This window comes from Rhizobium sp. Root482, assembly GCF_001426565.1.
In the GTDB taxonomy this organism is placed as follows: Bacteria; Pseudomonadota; Alphaproteobacteria; order Rhizobiales; family Rhizobiaceae; genus Pararhizobium.
Window position 1 is genome coordinate 48,184 of the sequence record NZ_LMFA01000010.1, and the last position, 18,552, is coordinate 66,735.

Consider the following 18,552-nt stretch of genomic DNA (forward strand, 5'->3'; position numbering starts at 1 on the left):
CGGACCGGCGGACTGGCACGGATTTAGGGACGCGGGCATGCGAATAAAAGGTTTCGCCGGATTTTTGTTGGCGTTTACGGTACTCCTGGCGCTGCCGCTTGCCGGCCATGCGGCGACGATCAACCTGGTGGCGGTGGGCGACAGCCTAATGGCCGGCTATCAGTTGCCGCCGCAGGATGCCTTCCCCACCCGCCTCGAAAAGGCGCTGCGCGACAAGGGCCATGACGTGACCATCGCCAATGCCGGCGTGTCCGGCGACACGACATCGGGCGGCCTTGCACGGATCGACTGGTCGGTGCCGGACGGCACGGACGGGGTCATTCTGGAGCTTGGCGCCAATGACGCGCTGCGCGGCATCGCCCCGGAGGAAAGCCGCCGTAACCTGACGGCGATGATCGACAAGCTCAAGGCCCGCGGCATTGCCGTTCTGCTGGTGGGCATGCTGGCGCCGCCGAATATGGGCGGCGACTATGCCGGGCGGTTCAATCCGATCTATCCGGAGCTTTCCAAGTCCCATGGGATACCGCTCTATCCGTTCTTCCTGGATGGCGTCGTCGAGGATGCGGCCCTCAAGATCGAGGACGGAATGCATCCGAACGGCGACGGCATCGGCGTCATGGTCGAGCGGTTCCTGCCGGTCGCGGAAGAATTCATCGGTTCGGTCGCGAACGACGGATAACGCCGGCCAGGCGCCAGGCGTGCCCCGTTCAGGGCTCGTTAATGCCATTGGATAAATATGGCAGGTGCGAAATTGTAATTGCGTGCGGGTGTCAGGCATGATTCGCTGAGGCATCTGCCAAGAGATTCGGGGAGCTCGTCATGCCGAGACTTTTCACCGCCCTCGAGATTCCGCGCAATGCCGCGATGAGCCTTTCATTGCTGCGCGGCGGTCTTCCCGGAGCCCGCTGGATCGATGTCGAAAACTACCACATCACGCTCCGTTTCATCGGCGATATCGACAATCGCACCGCCGACGAGGTGGTCGAGCGGCTCGACCGGATCGAGCGGCCGGAATTCCAGATGCACCTCACCGGCACCGGCGCCTTCGGCTCCAAGAAACCCCATTCGGTCTGGGCCGGCGTCAGCACTCCGCCGGAGCTTTTCGCCCTGCAGGCGGAAATCGAGCGCATCTGCCAGAGGCTCGGCCTTCCCGCCGATCCCCGCAAATTCACCCCGCATGTGACGCTGGCCCGGCTGCGCGCATCGCGGGTCGAGGACGTGGTCGGCTATCTCGCCGGGCGGGGCGGATTTCACACCAATCCCTTTACCGTCTCGCGCTTCGTGCTCCTGTCATCGCGCGATTCCATCGGCGGCGGCCCCTATGTGACCGAGGAAGTCTTCCCGCTCTACGAACGCTCGCTGGGTCTGCCCCTGGATGAACATTCCTCGAACGGCCTGCTATAGGCTTTGGCCGACGGCCTGACGCAATCGGCGTCGTCGTCAGGAAGACAAGCGCCAAGGAGACACGCACCAGGAAGACAGGCGGCGCAATTTCTGGCAGTCTTCCTGCAATCGCCAATGACAGGGATATTGCCATGAAACAGGAAAAGCTGCCGGCGGAGACCATTGCCGACAACCTTCAGAAAATGGAGGGCTGGGTGCTGTCGCAGGACGGCCTGTCGATCTGGAAGGCGTTCCGCTTCAAGAGCTTCGTCGAGGCCTTCGGCTTCATGAGCGAATGCGCGCTTGCCGCCGAGAAATTCGGCCATCACCCGGAATGGTTCAACGTTTACAACAAGGTGGACGTGACCCTGACGACCCATGATTCCGGCGGCCTTACCGAGCTGGATTTCAAGCTGGCGGCACGGATGGACCGCGCCGCCGCAGGACGCATGCCGGATCACCTGTAGCCGGGCGAATATTCAAAGGTCGCCAGGCACGATATTTGAATTTTCGCTGGCGCTCACCATATGATTTTCCATGAAAATGGGAACCGACAGCATGGATGACGTGAAGATCGGCGAAATTCTGCTTCCCGGCGAGGAAAGCGAGCAGGAAGCGAAGGCCCGCAAGGTGGAGCGCCGTTTCTGGCCGACGCTGAAGCGCGCCATGCGTCAGCTGCCCTTCAGCCGCGATGTGGTCGCCGCCTATTATTGCGCGATGGATCCGGCGACGCCGACGCGCACGCGCGGCATCCTCATCGGCGCGCTCGCCTATTTCGTCATGCCCTTCGATCTGGTTCCGGACCTTCTGGCCATGGTCGGCTTTTCCGACGACATCGCGGTGCTGACCGCCGCTTTCGCCGCCATCAGCGGCCAGATCAAGGACCGCCACTATATCAAGGCCGACGAAGTGCTGCGCGGCGAAATCCCGGCCGCCCGGACCTGAGAAGGCGCACTATGACCATCCGGCGTCTCTGCGTTGCGCGAGCCCCAACGATCGCGACCGGGGCGGCTTTTCGGCGTGGACAAATTCTTGCCTGATTCTTTGTGGCATAAACGATCGTCGTGCATGCAACGGCGTGGCGCCTCGGGCGAATTCGGCCTTGGCATCAGGCATTCCGCGGTTTCCCGCAGCAGTGATCGGGATGGCCTGCGCGTGACGACGAGCCTGAAACTTCGGTGGAATTTGCGTCACCATCTGTTCCGTAATAAAGCGGATGGCAGCGAATTCAGGGAATGTTGACGGTTTGGTAACCCGAATTAAGTCAAATTAAATCAAATCGTGACCATGCGTTGCCCGGCGGAGGCTGTTTTAAGCCTCGGCAGCGAAGAAACCGGCAGGACAAGATGTTTGTAAGAAAGCTCAACCTCGCACTCGCACTGGTGCTGGCATTTGCCGGCGCCGCTTCGGCACAATCGCCGACCCGTATCCAGCAGTTCAACGCCTGGGGCGCCTATTCCTACCAGGCCGGTGCCGGCAAGGTCTGTTATGTGCTGTCGGTTCCGAAGGAGAAGAGCCCCGCCAATGTCGATCACGGCGATATCTTCTTCCTGGTTTCGCAGCGCCCCGGCCAGAACATCTCCTACGAGCCGCAGGCGATGATGGGCTATCAATTGCAGGAAAGCTCCAAGGTCACGGTGAAAATCGACGACCGCGACTTCGTGATGTTCACCAAGGGCAATTCGGCCTGGGTGGAGAACGCCGCCGAAGAGCCGGCCCTCGTGGCGGCCATGAAGGGCGGCAAGACCATGTCGGTCGCCGCCAAATCGCGCAAGGGCACGCAGACCTCCTATTCCTATTCGCTGTCGGGCATTTCGGCGGCGCTGAAGCAGATCGAGACCTGCAAGTAGGCTGACCGTTCCACCGCTGACATTTCGAAAGGCCGGCTTGCCCGGCCTTTTTCCGTTGAACGGTCGCCCTGCCTGCACATCTGCCCTGCCCGGCCGGAGGGTGACGCCGGGCAAAAACCGTGCTAAAGCCCGGCTCAAGTAGGCTGCGCGGATCGTTGACGATCCCTGTTCACGACCCCTTGAGGCGCGGCGGACGAACTCTGATCTCAGCATATTCCGCACCGGGCGCAGGCGAACGCTTGAACGGTGCCGGCATATCTCAGGATGGGAAATGGCTGGAATGACCGCGACTGCAACACTTGATCTGGACCGCCCGGCAACCGCGCCGGCCCGCCCTGCCCCTGGCCTTGAAAAACCGACGCTGATCGGCCTTTCGCGCGAGGATATGGCCAAGGCGCTGGTGGAAACCGGCATTCCGGAACGCCAGGTCAGGATGCGGGTGAGCCAGCTCTGGCACTGGCTCTATGTGCGCGGCGTTTCCGATTTCGATCACATGACCAATGTATCCAAGGACATGCGCGAAATGCTGAAACAGCATTTCACCATCGCCCGGCCGGAGATCGTCGAGGAACAGATCTCGACCGACGGCACCCGCAAATGGCTCTTGCGCTTCCCGCCCCGTGGCGCCGGCCGTCCCGTCGAGATCGAGACCGTCTATATTCCCGAGGAAGGCCGCGGCACGCTTTGTGTCTCCAGCCAGGTCGGCTGCACGCTGACCTGTTCCTTCTGCCATACCGGCACGCAGAAGCTGGTGCGCAATCTCACGGCCGAGGAAATCCTCTCGCAACTGCTTCTCGCGCGTGACCGGCTGGGCGACTTCCCCGACCGCGACACGCCGGCCGGCGCCATCGTGCCGAACGACGGCCGCAAGGTCACCAATATGGTGATGATGGGCATGGGCGAGCCGCTCTACAATTTCGAGAACGTCAAGACGGCGCTGTTGATCGCCACCGACGGTGACGGCCTGTCGCTCTCCAAGCGCCGCGTCACGCTCTCGACCTCAGGCATCGTCCCTGAGATCATCCGCACCGGCGAGGAAATCGGCGTCATGCTGGCGATCTCGCTGCATGCGGTGAAGGACGACCTGCGCGACATGCTGGTGCCGATCAACAAGAAATATCCGTTGAAGGAACTGCTCGCCGCCTGCCGCGCCTATCCGGGCCTGTCGAATGCGCGCCGCATCACCTTCGAATATGTGATGCTCGAAGGGGTCAATGATACACTCGAGGACGCCAAGGAACTGGTGCGCCTCCTGAAGGGCATTCCGGCCAAGATCAACCTCATTCCGTTCAATCCCTGGCCCGGCACCAACTACCAGTGTTCGAAATGGGAAGAGATCGAGAAATTTGCCGATTTCATCAACGCGGCCGGCTATGCCTCGCCGATCCGCACGCCGCGCGGCCGTGACATTCTCGCCGCCTGCGGCCAGCTGAAATCCGACTCCGAACGCATGCGCAAGGTCGATCGCATGGCGCTGGAAGCCATGATGATCGCCAATCACGGCGAGGATTGATCAGCAGAATTGATGCGCACAGCGCGCCAATTCGATTGATTTAACCTTTTGGGCTTCCTAAGAAGGCCCGAAATCAATCCAGGAGGACACCCATGCGCTCACTTCTCATCGCTCTTGCAGCAACCGCTGCGATGTCGCTGCCCGCGCGGGCCGACGAGGTCACCGTCGCCGTCACGGCGATCGTCGAGCATCCGGCTCTGGATGCGGCCCGCGACGGTGTCAAGGAAGCGCTGGCCGCTGCCGGCTACAAGGAAGGCGAGAACCTCAAATTCCTCTATGAATCGGCGCAGGGCAACCCCGCCACCGCGGCCCAGATCGCCCGCCAGTTCGCCGGCGAGGCGCCCGACGTCATCGTGCCGATCTCGACGCCCTCGGCCCAGGCGGTCGTCTCCTCGACGCGCGATATCCCGGTGGTCTTCACCGCCGTGTCCGATCCGCTCGGCGCCCAGCTCGTCAAGGACATGGACAAGCCCGGCGGCAATGTCACCGGCCTTTCCGACCTCTCGCCGGTTGCCGAGCATGTGGCGCTGATCAAGGAAATCCTGCCGAACGTGAAGTCGATCGGCTATCTCTACAATTCCGGCGAGGCCAATTCCGTGTCGCTGCTCGCCGTCTTGAAGGCGGAAGCCGACAAAGCCGGCCTGACCATCGTCGAATCCGCCGCCACCAAGTCGGCCGAAGTGCAGGGCGCCGCCCGCGCGCTCGTCGGCCGCGCCGATGTGATCTACATCCCCACCGACAACACGATCATTTCGGCACTCGAAGCCGCCGTCGGCGTCGCCGAAGAGGCCAAGCTGCCGCTGTTCACCGCCGATACGGATTCCGTGACCCGCGGCGCACTTGCTGCCCTTGGCTTCAACTACCGCGATGTCGGCAAGCAGACCGGCGAGATCGTCGTTCGCATCCTGAAGGGCGAGAACCCGGGCGATATCCCGGTGAAGGTCGCGGCCGGCACCGACTTGGTCATCAACAAGTCCGCCGCCGCCAAGATGGGCGTGACCTTCCCGGAAAGCGTTCTCAGCCGCGCCACCCGCGTGATCGAATAAAAGACCAAGACTTCTTCCCAACCCTTCAACGAACGGCGAAGGGGCGGTGCGATCCCTCTTCTCCCCAGCGCGGAGAAGTGCCGAGTGAAACGAGGCGATGAGGGGGTCGGCGAAGACGGAGCCACAACAACGGTGCCTTCGGCCCCCTCATCCGGCCTTCGGCCACCTTCTCCCCGCTGGGGAGAAGAGAATGCGAGCGGCGGCCCCTGTCATCTCCTCTCTCCTTGCGAGGAGGGGCTGGGGAGGTCCTTCGATATATGCAATCCCGCAAGCGCCCCAGATACGGGCGCTTTCGTGTTATCTGATGAACAGCGTCCCCGTTATCTGGACGGTGGCTGAAGGAAAGGACCGACAGCGGTGAGCCAAATTGCCTTCTGGGGAGCGGTGGAGCTTGGGCTCGTCTATGCCTTCGTCGCCATCGGCGTCTTTCTTGCCTTTCGTGTCCTTGATTTCCCCGACTTGACCGTCGACGGCTCGTTTCCGCTCGGCGCCGCCGTTGCCGCCGTGCTGATCGTCGCCGGCGTCAATCCCTGGCTGGCCTCGGGGGTGGCGATGATCGCCGGTGCCGCAGCCGGCATCGTCACCGCCGTTCTCAATGTGCGCTTCCGCATTCTCAATCTGCTCGCCTCGATCCTGACGATGATCGCCCTGTTTTCCGTGAACCTGCGCGTCATGGGCAAGCCGAATGTCGCCCTGATCAATGCCGACACCATGCTTTCGCCCTTCTACGGGCTTGGCCTTCGCGATTTCTACGTCCGGCCGCTGTTTGTCGCGATCCTTGTGCTGATCGCGGTTGTTGCCGTCTGGCGCTTTCTCGAAAGCGACGCCGGCCTCGCCATGCGCGCGACCGGCGCCAATGCGCGCATGGCACGGGCCCAAGGGGTCGATACCAGCCGGCAGATCTATCTCGGCATGGCGCTTTCCAATGCCCTCGTCGCCCTTGGCGGCGCGCTGTTTGCGCAGACCAACGGCTTTGCCGACGTGACCTCCGGCGTCGGCACCATTGTCGTCGGTCTTGCCGCCGTCATCATCGGCGAGACCCTGCTTGGCACGCGCGGCATCCTGATCACGCTGATCGGCTGCGTGCTCGGCTCAATCCTCTACCGCATCGCCATCCAGCTGGCGCTTTCGACCGACATGCTCGGTCTGCAGGCCTCCGACCTCAATTTCGTCACGGCGGCGCTGGTCACCGTCGCCCTCGTCCTTCCCCGCCTGCGCCGCGGAGGTGCCGCATGATCAAGCTCGATTCGATCCAGGTCGTCTTCGGCAAGGGAACGCCCCTGCAGAAACAGGCGCTGAACGGGATCAGCCTGACCATTGAGGAAGGCAGCTTCGTCACCGTCATCGGCTCCAACGGCGCCGGCAAGTCGACCGTGCTGGGCGTCCTCGCCGGTGACGTGCTGCCGAGCGCCGGCCAGGTGACGATCGGCCATATCGACGTGACCCGCAAGGGCACGGCGGCGCGCGCCGGCCTCGTTGCCCGCGTCTTCCAGGATCCGCTTGCCGGAAGCTGCGGCGCGCTGTCGATCGAGGAGAACCTTGCGCTTGCGGCACGGCGCGGCGAAAGTCGCGGCCTGACGCCGGCGCTCGGCCCCAAGCGCCGCGCCCATTTCCGCGAACGGATCGCCGAGCTCAATCTTGGGCTGGAAAGCCGGATGAAGGACCGCATGGACCTGCTGTCCGGCGGCCAGCGTCAGGCGGTCTCGCTGGTCATGGCGACGCTTGCCGGCTCCGAGGTGCTGCTGCTCGACGAGCATACGGCGGCTCTCGATCCGGGCATGGCCGAGTTCATCATGAATCTCACCCAGAAGATTGTCTCCGAGCGCAAGCTGACGGCGCTGATGGTGACCCATTCGATGCGCCAGGCGCTCGATTTCGGCCACCGCACGGTCATGCTGCATGCCGGCGAAGTGGTGCTCGACGTGGCGGGCGACAGCCGCAAGTCGCTCGGGGTCGAGGACCTGATCGCCATGTTCCGCCGCATCCGCGGCCAGACGCTGGACGACGATGCGCTGCTGATCGGCTGAGCCGGTCAGCGCGTCTGCGTGAACAGGATTTTCACCGCAAAGACCGAGAAGACGCCGGCGAACGTATAGTCGATGGCGCGCATGACGCTCTTCTTGCGCTGCAGCCATGAGGACAACCCGTCGGCGGTCAGGATCACCAATATATTAACCGGCATCGCCGCGACGATGAAGAAGAAGCCGAGGAACAGGAGCTTCTGCGTCACTGCCGGATCATGGGCGGTGACGAATTGCGGCAGGAAGGTCATGAAGAAGATGATGACCTTCGGATTGAGCAGGTTCACCCCGAGCCCGGTGGAGATATTGGCCATGGCCGAAGCGCCGGTGTCATCGACCTTCTTGACCGAAAGCGTCGATCCATAGCGGATCGCCTGAACCGCCAGCCAGAACAGATAGGCCGCCCCACCGGTCTTCAGGATCATGAAGGCGGTCGGCGATGCGGTGATCAGCGCCGAAATCCCGAAGGCGACGAGCAGTGTGTGCACGACGCAGCCGAGGCTCGTCCCGACGACGATGAAGAAGGCCGCAGCCTTGCCCTGGGAGAGCGCCCGGCTGATCGACAGCGTCATGTCCGGGCCCGGCGTCGCAGCGAGCAGCAGCGTCGCGGCGGTGAAGGCGAGAAGCGTCGGCAGGCTGGGCAGGAAATCCATGGGTTGCTCGCGAGTGGGGACTGAGAAGCTGGATACTCCTCTAGCACCACGTTTACCAGCGGATTTGGCCGACTTGCGACGTTCTTGCGCTTGTATCGGAAAGCTTTCTGGCTAAAAGTGCCGCTGAATTTTCTGGCGGCGCGGATCCGCGTCTTCTCGCACAAGACGGACAGACAAAATGGCTAAGCAAGTGAAAAAGGTCGTTCTCGCCTATTCCGGCGGTCTCGACACCTCGATCATCCTGAAATGGCTGCAGACGGAGCTGGGCGCCGAAGTGGTGACCTTCACCGCCGATCTCGGCCAGGGCGAAGAGCTCGAGCCGGCCCGCAAGAAGGCCGAGATGATGGGCATCAAGGAAATCTACATCAAAGATGTCCGCGAGGAGTTCGTGAAGGATTTCGTCTTCCCGATGTTCCGCGCCAATGCCGTCTATGAGGGCGTCTACCTGCTCGGCACCTCGATCGCCCGGCCACTGATCTCCAAGCACCTGATCGATATCGCCCGCGAAACCGGCGCCGACGCGATTGCCCATGGTGCGACCGGCAAGGGCAACGACCAGGTCCGTTTCGAGCTTTCGGCCTATGCGCTGAACCCCGATATCAAGATCATCGCCCCCTGGCGCGACTGGTCGTTCAAGAGCCGCACCGACCTCCTGGAATTCGCAGAGAAGCACCAGATTCCGGTCGCCAAGGACAAGAAGGGGGAGGCACCCTTCTCGGTCGACGCCAATCTCCTGCACTCCTCCTCCGAGGGCAAGGTGCTCGAGGACCCGGCCGTCGAAGCGCCGAACTATGTCTATATGCGCACCATTTCCCCGGAAGAGGCGCCGGATGTGGCGACCACCGTCAGGATCGGCTTCCGCAAGGGTGATGCCGTCTCGATCGACGGCAAGGAAATGAGCCCGGCCTCGATCCTGACCGCGCTCAATGCGCTTGGCCGCGACAATGGCATCGGCCGGCTCGACCTGGTGGAAAACCGCTTCGTCGGCATGAAGTCGCGTGGCATCTACGAGACCCCCGGCGGCACGATCCTGCTTGCCGCCCACCGCGCCATCGAGAGCATCACGCTCGACCGGGGTGCAGCACATCTCAAGGACGAGATCATGCCGCGCTATGCGGAACTGATCTATTACGGCTTCTGGTTCTCGCCGGAGCGCGAAATGCTGCAGGCGCTGATCGACAAGAGCCAGGACCACGTCGAGGGCGAGGTGACACTGAAGCTCTACAAGGGCAATGTCATGGTCACCGGGCGCGAGAGCGAAAAATCGCTCTATTCCGACAAGCTGGTGACCTTCGAAGACGACCAGGGCGCCTATGACCAGAGGGACGCGGCCGGCTTCATCAAGCTGAACGCGCTGCGGCTGCGCACGCTGGCCGCCCGCAACCGCGACAAATAAGATCACGAGACCTCGGAAAGCCCGCTTCGGTGACGAGGCGGGCTTCTGCTATCCGGCCGCTGGCCGGCCCGTCGCATGCTGGAACCAGACATAGGCAAGGATCGAGAGCAGCCCCATGGCAGGGATGATTGTTCCGAAGGCCAGGAGCGGAGAGCCGATGAAGGCGGCAAGAACGCCGCCGAGGAAGCCGGTCCCCATCTGGATAAAACCCAGCATCGCCGAAGCCGAGCCGGCAATATGCGGAAAGGGAAACATTGCCGACGTCGACATATGCGGCGTCACGAAGGCGATGCCGAATGTATAGACCGCCACCGGCAGCATGATCGACAGGAAGAACGGCGCGATGAAATGTGCCGACACGACAATCATCAGGCTGCCCGTGCCGATCAACAGCAGACCGAGCCGGACCGCCTGCTCGCCACCGAAGCGCCGTGTGAAGAAGCGCAGCGCGACCGAACCGGAAAAATAGGCGCCCGACTGCATGATCATCCCGACGCCGAAGGCGGTCGGCGAAAGGCCGACCTTCTGGATGAGGATGAAAGGTAGCATGATCGCCTGCGTATAGAGGGCGCCGACGGCGCCGGCCATGACCAGCGCGGCGGAGACGAAGCGGCTTTCGCAGACCAGCATCGCATAGGCCCTGGCCAACGGACGAGGATAGGCGCGGGCGCGGTCCGGCACCGAGGTTTCCGCCATGAAGATCATCGTTGCCGTGCAGGCGATCACCCCGAAGCCGACCATCATGAAGAACACCGATTGCCAGCCGAAGGCGGCCAGCGCCAGGCCGCCCAGCGTCGGCGCCATGGCCGGGCCGATCGCCAGCATGATGCCGATCAGGTTCATGATCCGGGTGCTTTCCTCGCCGACGAACTGGTCGCGCACGATAGCGCGGGCGACCGTCATGCCGACGGAGGCACCGATCCCCTGGACCAGCCGCCCTGCCAGGAGGATCTCGACACTGCCGGCTGCCGCGCAAAGCAGGCTGCCGGCAAGATAGATGCCGAGAAAGACGATCGTCGCCGCGCGACGGCCGAAGGCATCCGAAAAGGGGCCGGCGAGAAGCTGGGCGAAGGCGAAGCCCGCGAAATAGAAGGAGAGCGTCAGCTTGATCGCCGCCTCGCTCGTCGCGAAGGCCTGCACCAGCTCTGGCATGGCCGGCGTATAGAGCGACATGGAGATCGGCCCGAGCGTGGCCAGGAGCGCACCGAGCATGCTGGTGCGGCGTTCGCTCATCCGGATCGTCATCAGGCGGCACTTTTCCTGTCGGGCGAACCGGCGCGGTCCGATTGTTGCGGATGTTCCCGAAGGCCTTTCGGGCTTGCCCGCACCGACCGGCTTCGGTGGCATTGGCAATCCCTGCTTAGCAGCGCGGCGACACCCCGACAAGCGCAGCCCGACATGCCCGTGCAGGCACTTGAGCATCTTGACGGAATCAGCGGCGCAGGATGGAATGGCCCTCCCATCCAAGGAGACCCCATGTCCCTGACCCTGCTTTTCGGCGCCTTCCTGGCCGCCCTGTTCTACGTGCTCATACCAGGCCCCGCCTTTCTCGCCCTTCTCGGCATCGGCGCCGGTCAGGGCCGCAGGGCCGGCGCCCTGTTCATGGGCGGGCATCTGGCCGGCGACCTGCTCTGGTCGGCGCTGGCGCTGGTGGCGATCGTCGGCGCCAAGACCATCGGCAGCACGATCTTCGATATTCTCGGCCTGCTCTGCGGCTTCTATCTTGCCTGGATCGGCTGGTCGGCGCTCAGGGCACGGCCGCGCGGCGAAAACCGGCCTCTGCTGAGTGTCGAGCGGCCCTATCGGCGCGGCCTCGTCTTCGGCCTGACCAATCCCAAGGGCTATCCGGTGGCGCTGGCCACCTTCACCGCGCTCCTGGCCGGCTCCTCCAACGCGCTGGATTTTCATGCCTTGCCGGCCCTGCTCGGCGTGTCCTTTCTCGGCTTTCTCGTCGCCGATGTCATTCTGATCGGCATTATCGGCGCCTCCTTCGTGCGGCGTTTCTACCGCCGACATGAACTGGCGATCGTCCGGCTGTCGGGCCTGCTGTTCCTGGGCTTTGCGGCACAGGCCATCTGGCATGCGGCGCCCGGGCTTCTGGGGATGCGGAAGCCTTGAACCAGGCGAGGCTGTTGCCTTGCCGGCGAACTTGATATCTCCACAATCGCTGCCGAAAAGATGGGGCAGTGCCGCCCTGGCGGACATCGGAATGCGAAAGGACTAGCCATGACCTCGACCCAAGCGATGAACCCCGCCATCACCGAATGGAACGGGCCGGACGGCCTGCCGCGCTTCGAAGCCGTCAGGGACGAGGACTTTGCAGCCGCCTTCGACGCCGCCCTTGTCGACCATGAGCGCGATATCGACGCGATCGCCGACAATCCGCAGCCGCCGAGCTTCGACAATACGATCATTGCCCTCGAACTTGCCGGCGAAGCGCTTTCGCGCGTTTCCGCGCTGTTCTGGAACCGCGCCGGCGCCCATACCAATGAGATCATCCAGGCGCTGGAGCGAGATATTTCCCCAAAAATGTCGCGCCATTATTCGAAGATCAGCATGAATGCTGCGCTCTTTGCCCGCATCGATGCGCTCTGGCAGGATCGCAAAACGCTCGGCCTCGATCTGGAGGCGACGCGGGTGCTCGAGCGGCACTGGAAGGGCTTCGTCAAATCGGGCGCCAAACTGCCGAAAGCCGAGCAGGAGAGATTGGCCGCGATCAACGAGAAGATGGCGAGCCTCGGCACGAAATTCGGCCAGAACGTGCTTGCCGACGAGACGTCCTGGTCGCTCGCTCTTTCCGATGGTGCCGAACTTGAAGGCATCCCGGATTTCCTGAAGGATGCGATGGCGACGGCGGCACGCGAGCGCGGTGAGGACGGCAAATATGCCGTCACGCTGTCGCGCTCGATTATCGAGCCCTTTCTCACCTTCTCAAAGCGCCGTGACCTGCGCGAGCAGGCCTTCAAGGCCTGGATCGCCCGGGGCGCCAATGACGGCGAGACCGACAACCGCGGCATTATCCGCGATATTCTCGCTCTTCGCAGTGAAACGGCGAACCTGCTCGGTTACGGCAATTTCGCCGAACTGAAGCTCGACAACACCATGGCAAAGACCCCGGCCGCCGTGAACGGACTGCTTTACGCCGTCTGGGAAAAAGCGGTCAAACGAGCCCGCGAGGAAGAGGCCGATATCGCCAGGATGATTGCCGAGGACGGTAGGAACCATGACGTCATGCCCTGGGACTGGCGCTTCTATGCGGAACGCATCCGTGCCCGGAAATTCGATTTCTCCGAAGCCGAGCTGAAACCTTATCTGCAGCTCGAAAAGATCATCGAAGCCTGTTTCGACGTCGCCAACCGGCTGTTCGGCCTTCGCGCCGTCGAAAAGAAGGGCGTCACCGCCTACCATCCGGATGTCCGCGTCTTCGAAATCCGTGACGCAGACGACAGACTGATCGCGCTTTTCCTGGGCGATTATTTCGCGCGCAGCTCGAAACGGTCCGGCGCATGGATGAGCGCCTTCCAGTCGCAGCACAAGCTGCCGCTGGAAAACGGCGAGACCGGCGAACTGCCGATCATCTACAATGTCTGCAACTTCGCCAAGCCGGCGCAGGGAAAGCCGGCGCTGCTGTCGCTCGACGATGCCCGCACTTTGTTCCACGAATTCGGCCACGCGCTGCACGGCATGCTCTCGGACGTCACCTATCCCACCGTCTCGGGCACAGCCGTATCCCGCGACTTCGTCGAACTGCCCTCGCAGCTCTACGAACACTGGCTGACCGTGCCGGCGATCCTCAGGCAATATGCCGTTCATGTCGAAACCGGCGAGCCGATGCCGCAGGCGCTGCTCGACAAGGTTCTGGCGGCCCGCACCTTCAATGCCGGCTTCAACACGGTGGAGTTCACCTCTTCGGCCATCGTCGACATGGCCTTTCACACGAGCGGGGCAATCGACGATCCGATGGCGGTGCAGGCGGAAGTGCTGAACAAGCTCGGCATGCCGAAGTCGCTGGTCATGCGCCATGCCTCGCCGCATTTCCAGCACATCTTCGCCGGCGGCTATTCGGCCGGTTACTATTCCTACATGTGGTCGGAAGTGCTCGATTCCGATGCCTTCGCCGCCTTCGAGGAAACCGGCAATGCCTTCAACCCCGAAATGGCGCGCAAGCTGAAGGAGAACATCTATTCCGTCGGCGGCTCGATCGATCCGGAGGACGCCTATCGGGCGTTTCGCGGGAAATTGCCGAGTCCGGATGCGATGCTGGCGAAAAAAGGGCTGGCAATCACCGAGCCGCTCAAGGGCGCCGACGCCTGAGAGGGAGGCCCGGATTTCGGTCGTCGTAAACCGGATACCGTTCGGCAAGCCGTCATCGATCCGTCACCAAAGCTTCCCAATAGATTCACCGTTCTGCAAAGGAACTGACATCCGCGTCGCCAAAGGTCCGTCTCGGGATTTCCCCGATTCTGAGATGGTCCGGAGGCGGTTTTGGTTGGTGTCGAGAACGGATTGTCCCGTCGCTCCTTTCTTCTGTCGGCAGGAGCCGCGGGGCTCGGAGCCACGTCGGTTCTCGCCGCGCCCTTCTACGCCCGCAACTTCGGCAGGCCCGCCTTCACCCATGGCGTGCAATCGGGCGATGTCGACACGAAGTCCGGCATGATCTGGACGCGGGTCGATCGTCCATCGCGCATCGCGGTCGAATACTCGACGACGGAAAGTTTTTCGGCACCCGTCCGGCTTCCGCCGACTGACGCCCTGCCGGGCAGCGATTTCGCGGTGAAATATTCGCTCGACCATCTGCTGCCGGATCAGGATATTTTCTACCGTTTCATCGCCACCGATCTTTACGACAGCAACAGCGTCTCGGAACCGATCACCGGTCGGTTCCGGACAGCACCACTGCGCCGCCGCTCGGTGCGTTTCGTCTGGTCGGGCGATACGGCCGGCCAGGGCTGGGGCATCGACGATGTCGGCATGAAGACCTATTCGACGATGCAATTGCACGAGCCGGATTTCTTCATCCATTCCGGTGACACGATTTATGCCGACAATCCCATGCCCGACGAAATACCGCTCAGGGACGGAACGATCTGGAAGAACCGCATCGTCACGCCGGAGAAACGTGACGTCGCCCGCACGCTTGCCGAATATCGCGGCCAGTGGAAATACAATCTTCTCGACGAGCATGTCCGCGCCCTGCATGCCGCCTGCCCGACCTTCTACCAGTGGGACGATCACGAGGTCCTGAACAATTGGTCGGCCTCGACGGATCTGCGTGACGATCCGCGTTATCCGGAAAAGGATGTTTCCGTCTATGCCGCCCGGGCCATGCGGGCATTCCAGGAAATGACGCCGATCCGCGCCATCCCTGCCCAGCCGGGCCGGATTTTCCGCAAGATCGCCTATGGTCCCTTGCTCGACGTCTTCTTCGTCGACCTGCGCTCCTACCGCGGCGCCAACCAGGGAGATGCGGATGCGGACCTGTTCGGCTGGCGCCAGGCGGATTGGCTGAAACGCGAACTCGCCGCGTCCACCGCCACCTGGAAAGTGATTGCCAGCGACATGCCGCTCGGCCTCGTCGTCTGGGACGACTACACCCATCGCCGCGGAACGGATGGCGTCGCCAATGGCGACAATGGCGCGCCGAGCGGCCGCGAAAGGGAGTTTTCCGAAATCCTTGCCTTTATCCGTGACAATGCCGTTCACAATATCGTCTGGCTGACGGCCGACGTGCATTATACCGCCGCCCACCACTACGACCCCGCACGCGCCGCCTTCAAAGACTTCCTGCCTTTCTGGAAATTCGTTTCCGGTCCCTTGCATTCGGGCACCTACGGGCCGAAGGAACTGGACATGACATTCGGCCCGCAGGTGCGCTTCATCAAGGCCTCCGGCGGCGGCGCCGACAGCAACCTTCCACCTTCGGCCGGGCTGCAGTTTTTCGGGCTGGTCGATATCAACGGCCGGACGGGGCAAATGACGGTGCGGCTGATGGACAGGCAGGACGACGAGCTGTGGCGCATCACGCTCGATCCGGCCGGGCAAGGCGTATGAGGACCCGCGTCCTTTACCGTTTCGCAACAGTTTGCTGTCCTCCCCCCTTTCGCAAATGCAAAAAAACCTGTAAGAGCCGCGCAATTGAAGATGTGGGCCGTGCCGCCGATACGCCCCGAAACCCCCGAGTATTCACATATGAAAATGCGCAACATCGCGATCATCGCACACGTTGACCATGGAAAGACCACGCTTGTCGACGAACTCCTGAAGCAGTCGGGGTCGTTCCGCGACAACCAGCGCACAGCCGAGCGCATGATGGATTCGAACGATCTTGAAAAAGAGCGCGGCATCACCATCCTGGCCAAGGCCACCTCGATCGACTGGAAGGGCACGCGCATCAACATCGTCGATACGCCCGGCCACGCCGACTTCGGCGGTGAAGTCGAGCGCATCCTTTCGATGGTGGACGGCGCGATCGTTCTGGTCGACTCCTCGGAAGGCCCGATGCCGCAGACCAAGTTCGTCGTCTCCAAGGCGCTGAAAGTCGGCCTTCGCCCGATCGTCGCGATCAACAAGATCGACCGTCCGGACGGCCGCCACGAAGAAGTCATCAACGAAGTCTTCGACCTCTTCGCGAATCTGGACGCGACCGACGAGCAGCTCGACTTCCCGATCCTCTACGGTTCGGGCCGCAACGGCTGGATGAACCTCAATCCGGAAGGTCCGAAGGATGCTGGCCTCGCGCCGCTTCTCGACCTCGTTCTCGAACACGTTCCTGAACCGAGCGTCGGAGAAGAAGACGGCGCGTTCCGCATGATCGGCACGATCCTGGAAGCCAACCCCTTCCTCGGCCGTATCATCACCGGCCGTATCCACTCCGGCTCGATCAAGCCGAACCAGGCCGTCAAGGTGCTCGGCCAGGACGGCAAGCTGATCGAAAATGGCCGTATCTCCAAAATCCTCGCCTTCCGTGGCATCGAGCGTACGCCGATCGACGAAGCCCATGCGGGCGATATCGTCGCCATCGCGGGCCTTTCCAAGGGCACGGTCGCCGACACGTTCTGCGATCCCTCGGTCACCGAGGCGCTGCACGCCCAGCCGATCGACCCGCCGACCGTCACCATGTCCTTCATCGTCAACGACAGTCCGCTGGCCGGCACCGAAGGCGACAAGGTTACGAGCCGCGTCATTCGCGATCGCCTGTTCAAGGAAGCCGAAGGCAATGTCGCGCTGAAGATCGAGGAAGCCGAGGGCAAGGATTCGTTCTACGTCTCCGGCCGTGGTGAATTGCAATTGGCCGTCTTGATCGAAACCATGCGTCGCGAAGGTTTCGAGCTTGCAGTATCCCGCCCGCGCGTCGTCATGCACAAGGACGAAGCAACCGGCCAGATGCTGGAGCCCGTCGAAGAGGTCGTCATCGACGTCGACGAAGAGCATTCCGGCATCGTCGTCCAGAAGATGTCCGAGCGCAAGGCCGAAATGGCGGAGCTTCGTCCCTCCGGCGGCAACCGCGTTCGCCTGAAATTCTTCGCGCCGACCCGTGGCCTGATCGGCTACCAGTCGGAACTCCTGACCGACACGCGCGGCACGGCGATCATGAACCGGCTGTTCCACGAATATCAGCCCTATAAGGGTGATATCGGCGGTCGCGTCCAGGGCGTCCTGCTCTCCAACGATGCCGGCGAATCCGTTGCCTATGCCATGTTCAACCTGGAAGACCGCGGCCCGATGATCATCGAAGCCGGCGAAAAGGTCTATGCCGGCATGATCATCGGCATCCACACGCGCGACAACGACCTCGAGGTCAATGTTCTGAAGGGCAAGAAGCTCACCAATATGCGCGCCTCCGGCAAGGACGAAGCCGTCAAGCTGACGCCGCCGATCCGCATGACGCTCGACCGCGCGCTTTCCTGGATCCAGGACGACGAACTGGTCGAGGTGACGCCGAAGAACATCCGCCTGCGCAAGATGTATCTCGACAGCAACGACCGCAAGCGCTTCGAAAAATCGCGCGGCGCAGCATAAGCAGGACCGTTTCCGCGGAATAGACAAAGGCGCAGCAATCTCGATTGCTGCGCCTTTGTCGTTTGGCTGACCAGCGCCACAGGCTTGGCATCGGCACCTCCCTTCTCCCAGGCGAGAAAGCCAAGGGTGAGGAGCGGGGAGTGTGTGGTCATCTCTTGTGGCGCGGCGACTTCCCTTCTCCCCAGCGGGGAGAAGGTGCCCGAAGGGCGGATGAGGGGGTGGTACGGCATCGGTGAGTCATCGTTTTCGCTGCCATGTTTTCAATGCCTCCTGTCCGTCTGGCCACGCGGTGTGTTGTGGCTTCGCCCCCCTCATCCGGCCCTGCGGGCCACCATCTCCCCGCCGGGGAGAAGGGAGTTCCGAGAGTGCCGACCCCACAACGACCTTTGGCCACGCCCGGAAAACATCCGTCGTGGGTTTGCTTTCATTCACTTGGCCGGGGCGCTGGAAAGTGCCGTGGTTAAGTAAAATTATATGACGCCTTCCAGCGCCCCGTTCAGTGTTGGTCGATGAACAATTCCGGTCTCTCTGCGGGGGTGGCGGCACCTTTTTCTAGCACAGGGTGACGCTCGGCGTGACCGGATCGCTCCGGTATCGGCGACGCCACGAAAGGGATTGCTTGTGGCAAGCCCAGTCGCCGCTCCTCATGTGCGCCTCACAAGCGCGCCCCG

General features: G+C 62.5%; 16 protein-coding genes. 14 read left to right on the forward strand and 2 right to left on the reverse strand.

From position 1 onward, the window contains the following. Window positions 1–37 precede the first annotated feature (37 nt). From ASD31_RS07655 to ASD31_RS07695, 9 genes are all read left to right on the forward strand, one after another. Entirely contained in the window at window positions 38–679 is a 642-nt protein-coding gene (locus ASD31_RS07655; RefSeq protein ID WP_082520475.1) for an arylesterase, read from the forward strand. 140 nt (window positions 680–819) lie between these two features. Then, window positions 820–1,404 (forward strand): RNA 2',3'-cyclic phosphodiesterase, encoded by a 585-nt coding sequence (gene thpR, locus ASD31_RS07660; protein ID WP_056331564.1) that lies wholly within the window; start codon window positions 820–822, stop codon window positions 1,402–1,404. Between the two features lie 131 nt (window positions 1,405–1,535). Beyond that, window positions 1,536–1,850: a 4a-hydroxytetrahydrobiopterin dehydratase gene (locus tag ASD31_RS07665; RefSeq protein ID WP_056331566.1), complete on the forward strand. Its 315-nt coding sequence runs from the start codon at window positions 1,536–1,538 to the stop codon at window positions 1,848–1,850. 91 nt (window positions 1,851–1,941) lie between these two features. Continuing rightward, window positions 1,942–2,328 (forward strand): YkvA family protein, encoded by a 387-nt coding sequence (locus ASD31_RS07670; protein WP_056331568.1) that lies wholly within the window; start codon window positions 1,942–1,944, stop codon window positions 2,326–2,328. A gap of 401 nt (window positions 2,329–2,729) precedes the next feature. After that, window positions 2,730–3,233 (forward strand): invasion associated locus B family protein, encoded by a 504-nt coding sequence (locus ASD31_RS07675; RefSeq protein WP_056331571.1) that lies wholly within the window; start codon window positions 2,730–2,732, stop codon window positions 3,231–3,233. Window positions 3,234–3,513: 280 nt separating this feature from the next. Beyond that, the gene (gene rlmN, locus ASD31_RS07680) at window positions 3,514–4,746 is read left to right on the forward strand and encodes a 23S rRNA (adenine(2503)-C(2))-methyltransferase RlmN (RefSeq protein WP_056331573.1); all 1,233 of its coding nucleotides are present in this window, start codon (window positions 3,514–3,516) and stop codon (window positions 4,744–4,746) included. A 92-nt stretch (window positions 4,747–4,838) separates the two neighbouring features. Then, window positions 4,839–5,792 (forward strand): ABC transporter substrate-binding protein, encoded by a 954-nt coding sequence (locus ASD31_RS07685; protein WP_056331576.1) that lies wholly within the window; start codon window positions 4,839–4,841, stop codon window positions 5,790–5,792. A gap of 357 nt (window positions 5,793–6,149) precedes the next feature. Next, complete coding sequence (locus ASD31_RS07690; RefSeq protein WP_056331578.1) at window positions 6,150–7,028, forward strand: ABC transporter permease; 879 nt, start codon at window positions 6,150–6,152, stop codon at window positions 7,026–7,028. Further along, window positions 7,025–7,819 carry an ABC transporter ATP-binding protein gene (locus tag ASD31_RS07695; protein WP_056331581.1) on the forward strand — a complete coding sequence of 265 codons (795 nt, stop codon included), beginning with the start codon at window positions 7,025–7,027 and terminating at the stop codon, window positions 7,817–7,819. Before ASD31_RS07690 ends, ASD31_RS07695 begins: the two co-directional genes overlap by 4 nt. Window positions 7,820–7,824: 5 nt before the next feature. On the opposite strand, the gene ASD31_RS07700 is transcribed toward ASD31_RS07695, so the two are convergent. Continuing rightward, a complete protein-coding gene (locus ASD31_RS07700; RefSeq protein WP_056331583.1) occupies window positions 7,825–8,466 on the reverse strand; it encodes a LysE family translocator in 642 nt (213 codons plus the stop codon). A 178-nt stretch (window positions 8,467–8,644) separates the two neighbouring features. Between ASD31_RS07700 and ASD31_RS07705 the strand changes: the two genes are divergently transcribed. Beyond that, window positions 8,645–9,862: an argininosuccinate synthase gene (locus tag ASD31_RS07705; protein WP_056331585.1), complete on the forward strand. Its 1,218-nt coding sequence runs from the start codon at window positions 8,645–8,647 to the stop codon at window positions 9,860–9,862. A gap of 48 nt (window positions 9,863–9,910) precedes the next feature. On the opposite strand, the gene ASD31_RS07710 is transcribed toward ASD31_RS07705, so the two are convergent. Beyond that, a complete protein-coding gene (locus ASD31_RS07710) occupies window positions 9,911–11,107 on the reverse strand; it encodes a multidrug effflux MFS transporter (RefSeq protein ID WP_056331587.1) in 1,197 nt (398 codons plus the stop codon). Between the two features lie 231 nt (window positions 11,108–11,338). On the opposite strand from ASD31_RS07710, the gene ASD31_RS07715 reads away from it, so the two are divergent. The 4 genes from ASD31_RS07715 to typA all read left to right on the forward strand — a co-directional run bounded on the left by ASD31_RS07715 (window position 11,339) and on the right by typA (window position 17,881). Further along, window positions 11,339–11,980 carry a LysE family translocator gene (locus ASD31_RS07715; protein WP_056331588.1) on the forward strand — a complete coding sequence of 214 codons (642 nt, stop codon included), beginning with the start codon at window positions 11,339–11,341 and terminating at the stop codon, window positions 11,978–11,980. Window positions 11,981–12,088: 108 nt separating this feature from the next. After that, window positions 12,089–14,176, forward strand: a complete 2,088-nt coding sequence (locus tag ASD31_RS07720; protein ID WP_056331590.1) for a M3 family metallopeptidase — start codon at window positions 12,089–12,091, stop codon at window positions 14,174–14,176. Between the two features lie 171 nt (window positions 14,177–14,347). Continuing rightward, window positions 14,348–15,913: an alkaline phosphatase D family protein gene (locus ASD31_RS07725; protein WP_056331592.1), complete on the forward strand. Its 1,566-nt coding sequence runs from the start codon at window positions 14,348–14,350 to the stop codon at window positions 15,911–15,913. A 138-nt stretch (window positions 15,914–16,051) separates the two neighbouring features. Continuing rightward, a complete protein-coding gene (gene typA / locus ASD31_RS07730) occupies window positions 16,052–17,881 on the forward strand; it encodes a translational GTPase TypA (RefSeq protein WP_056331594.1) in 1,830 nt (609 codons plus the stop codon). Window positions 17,882–18,552 lie beyond the last annotated feature (671 nt).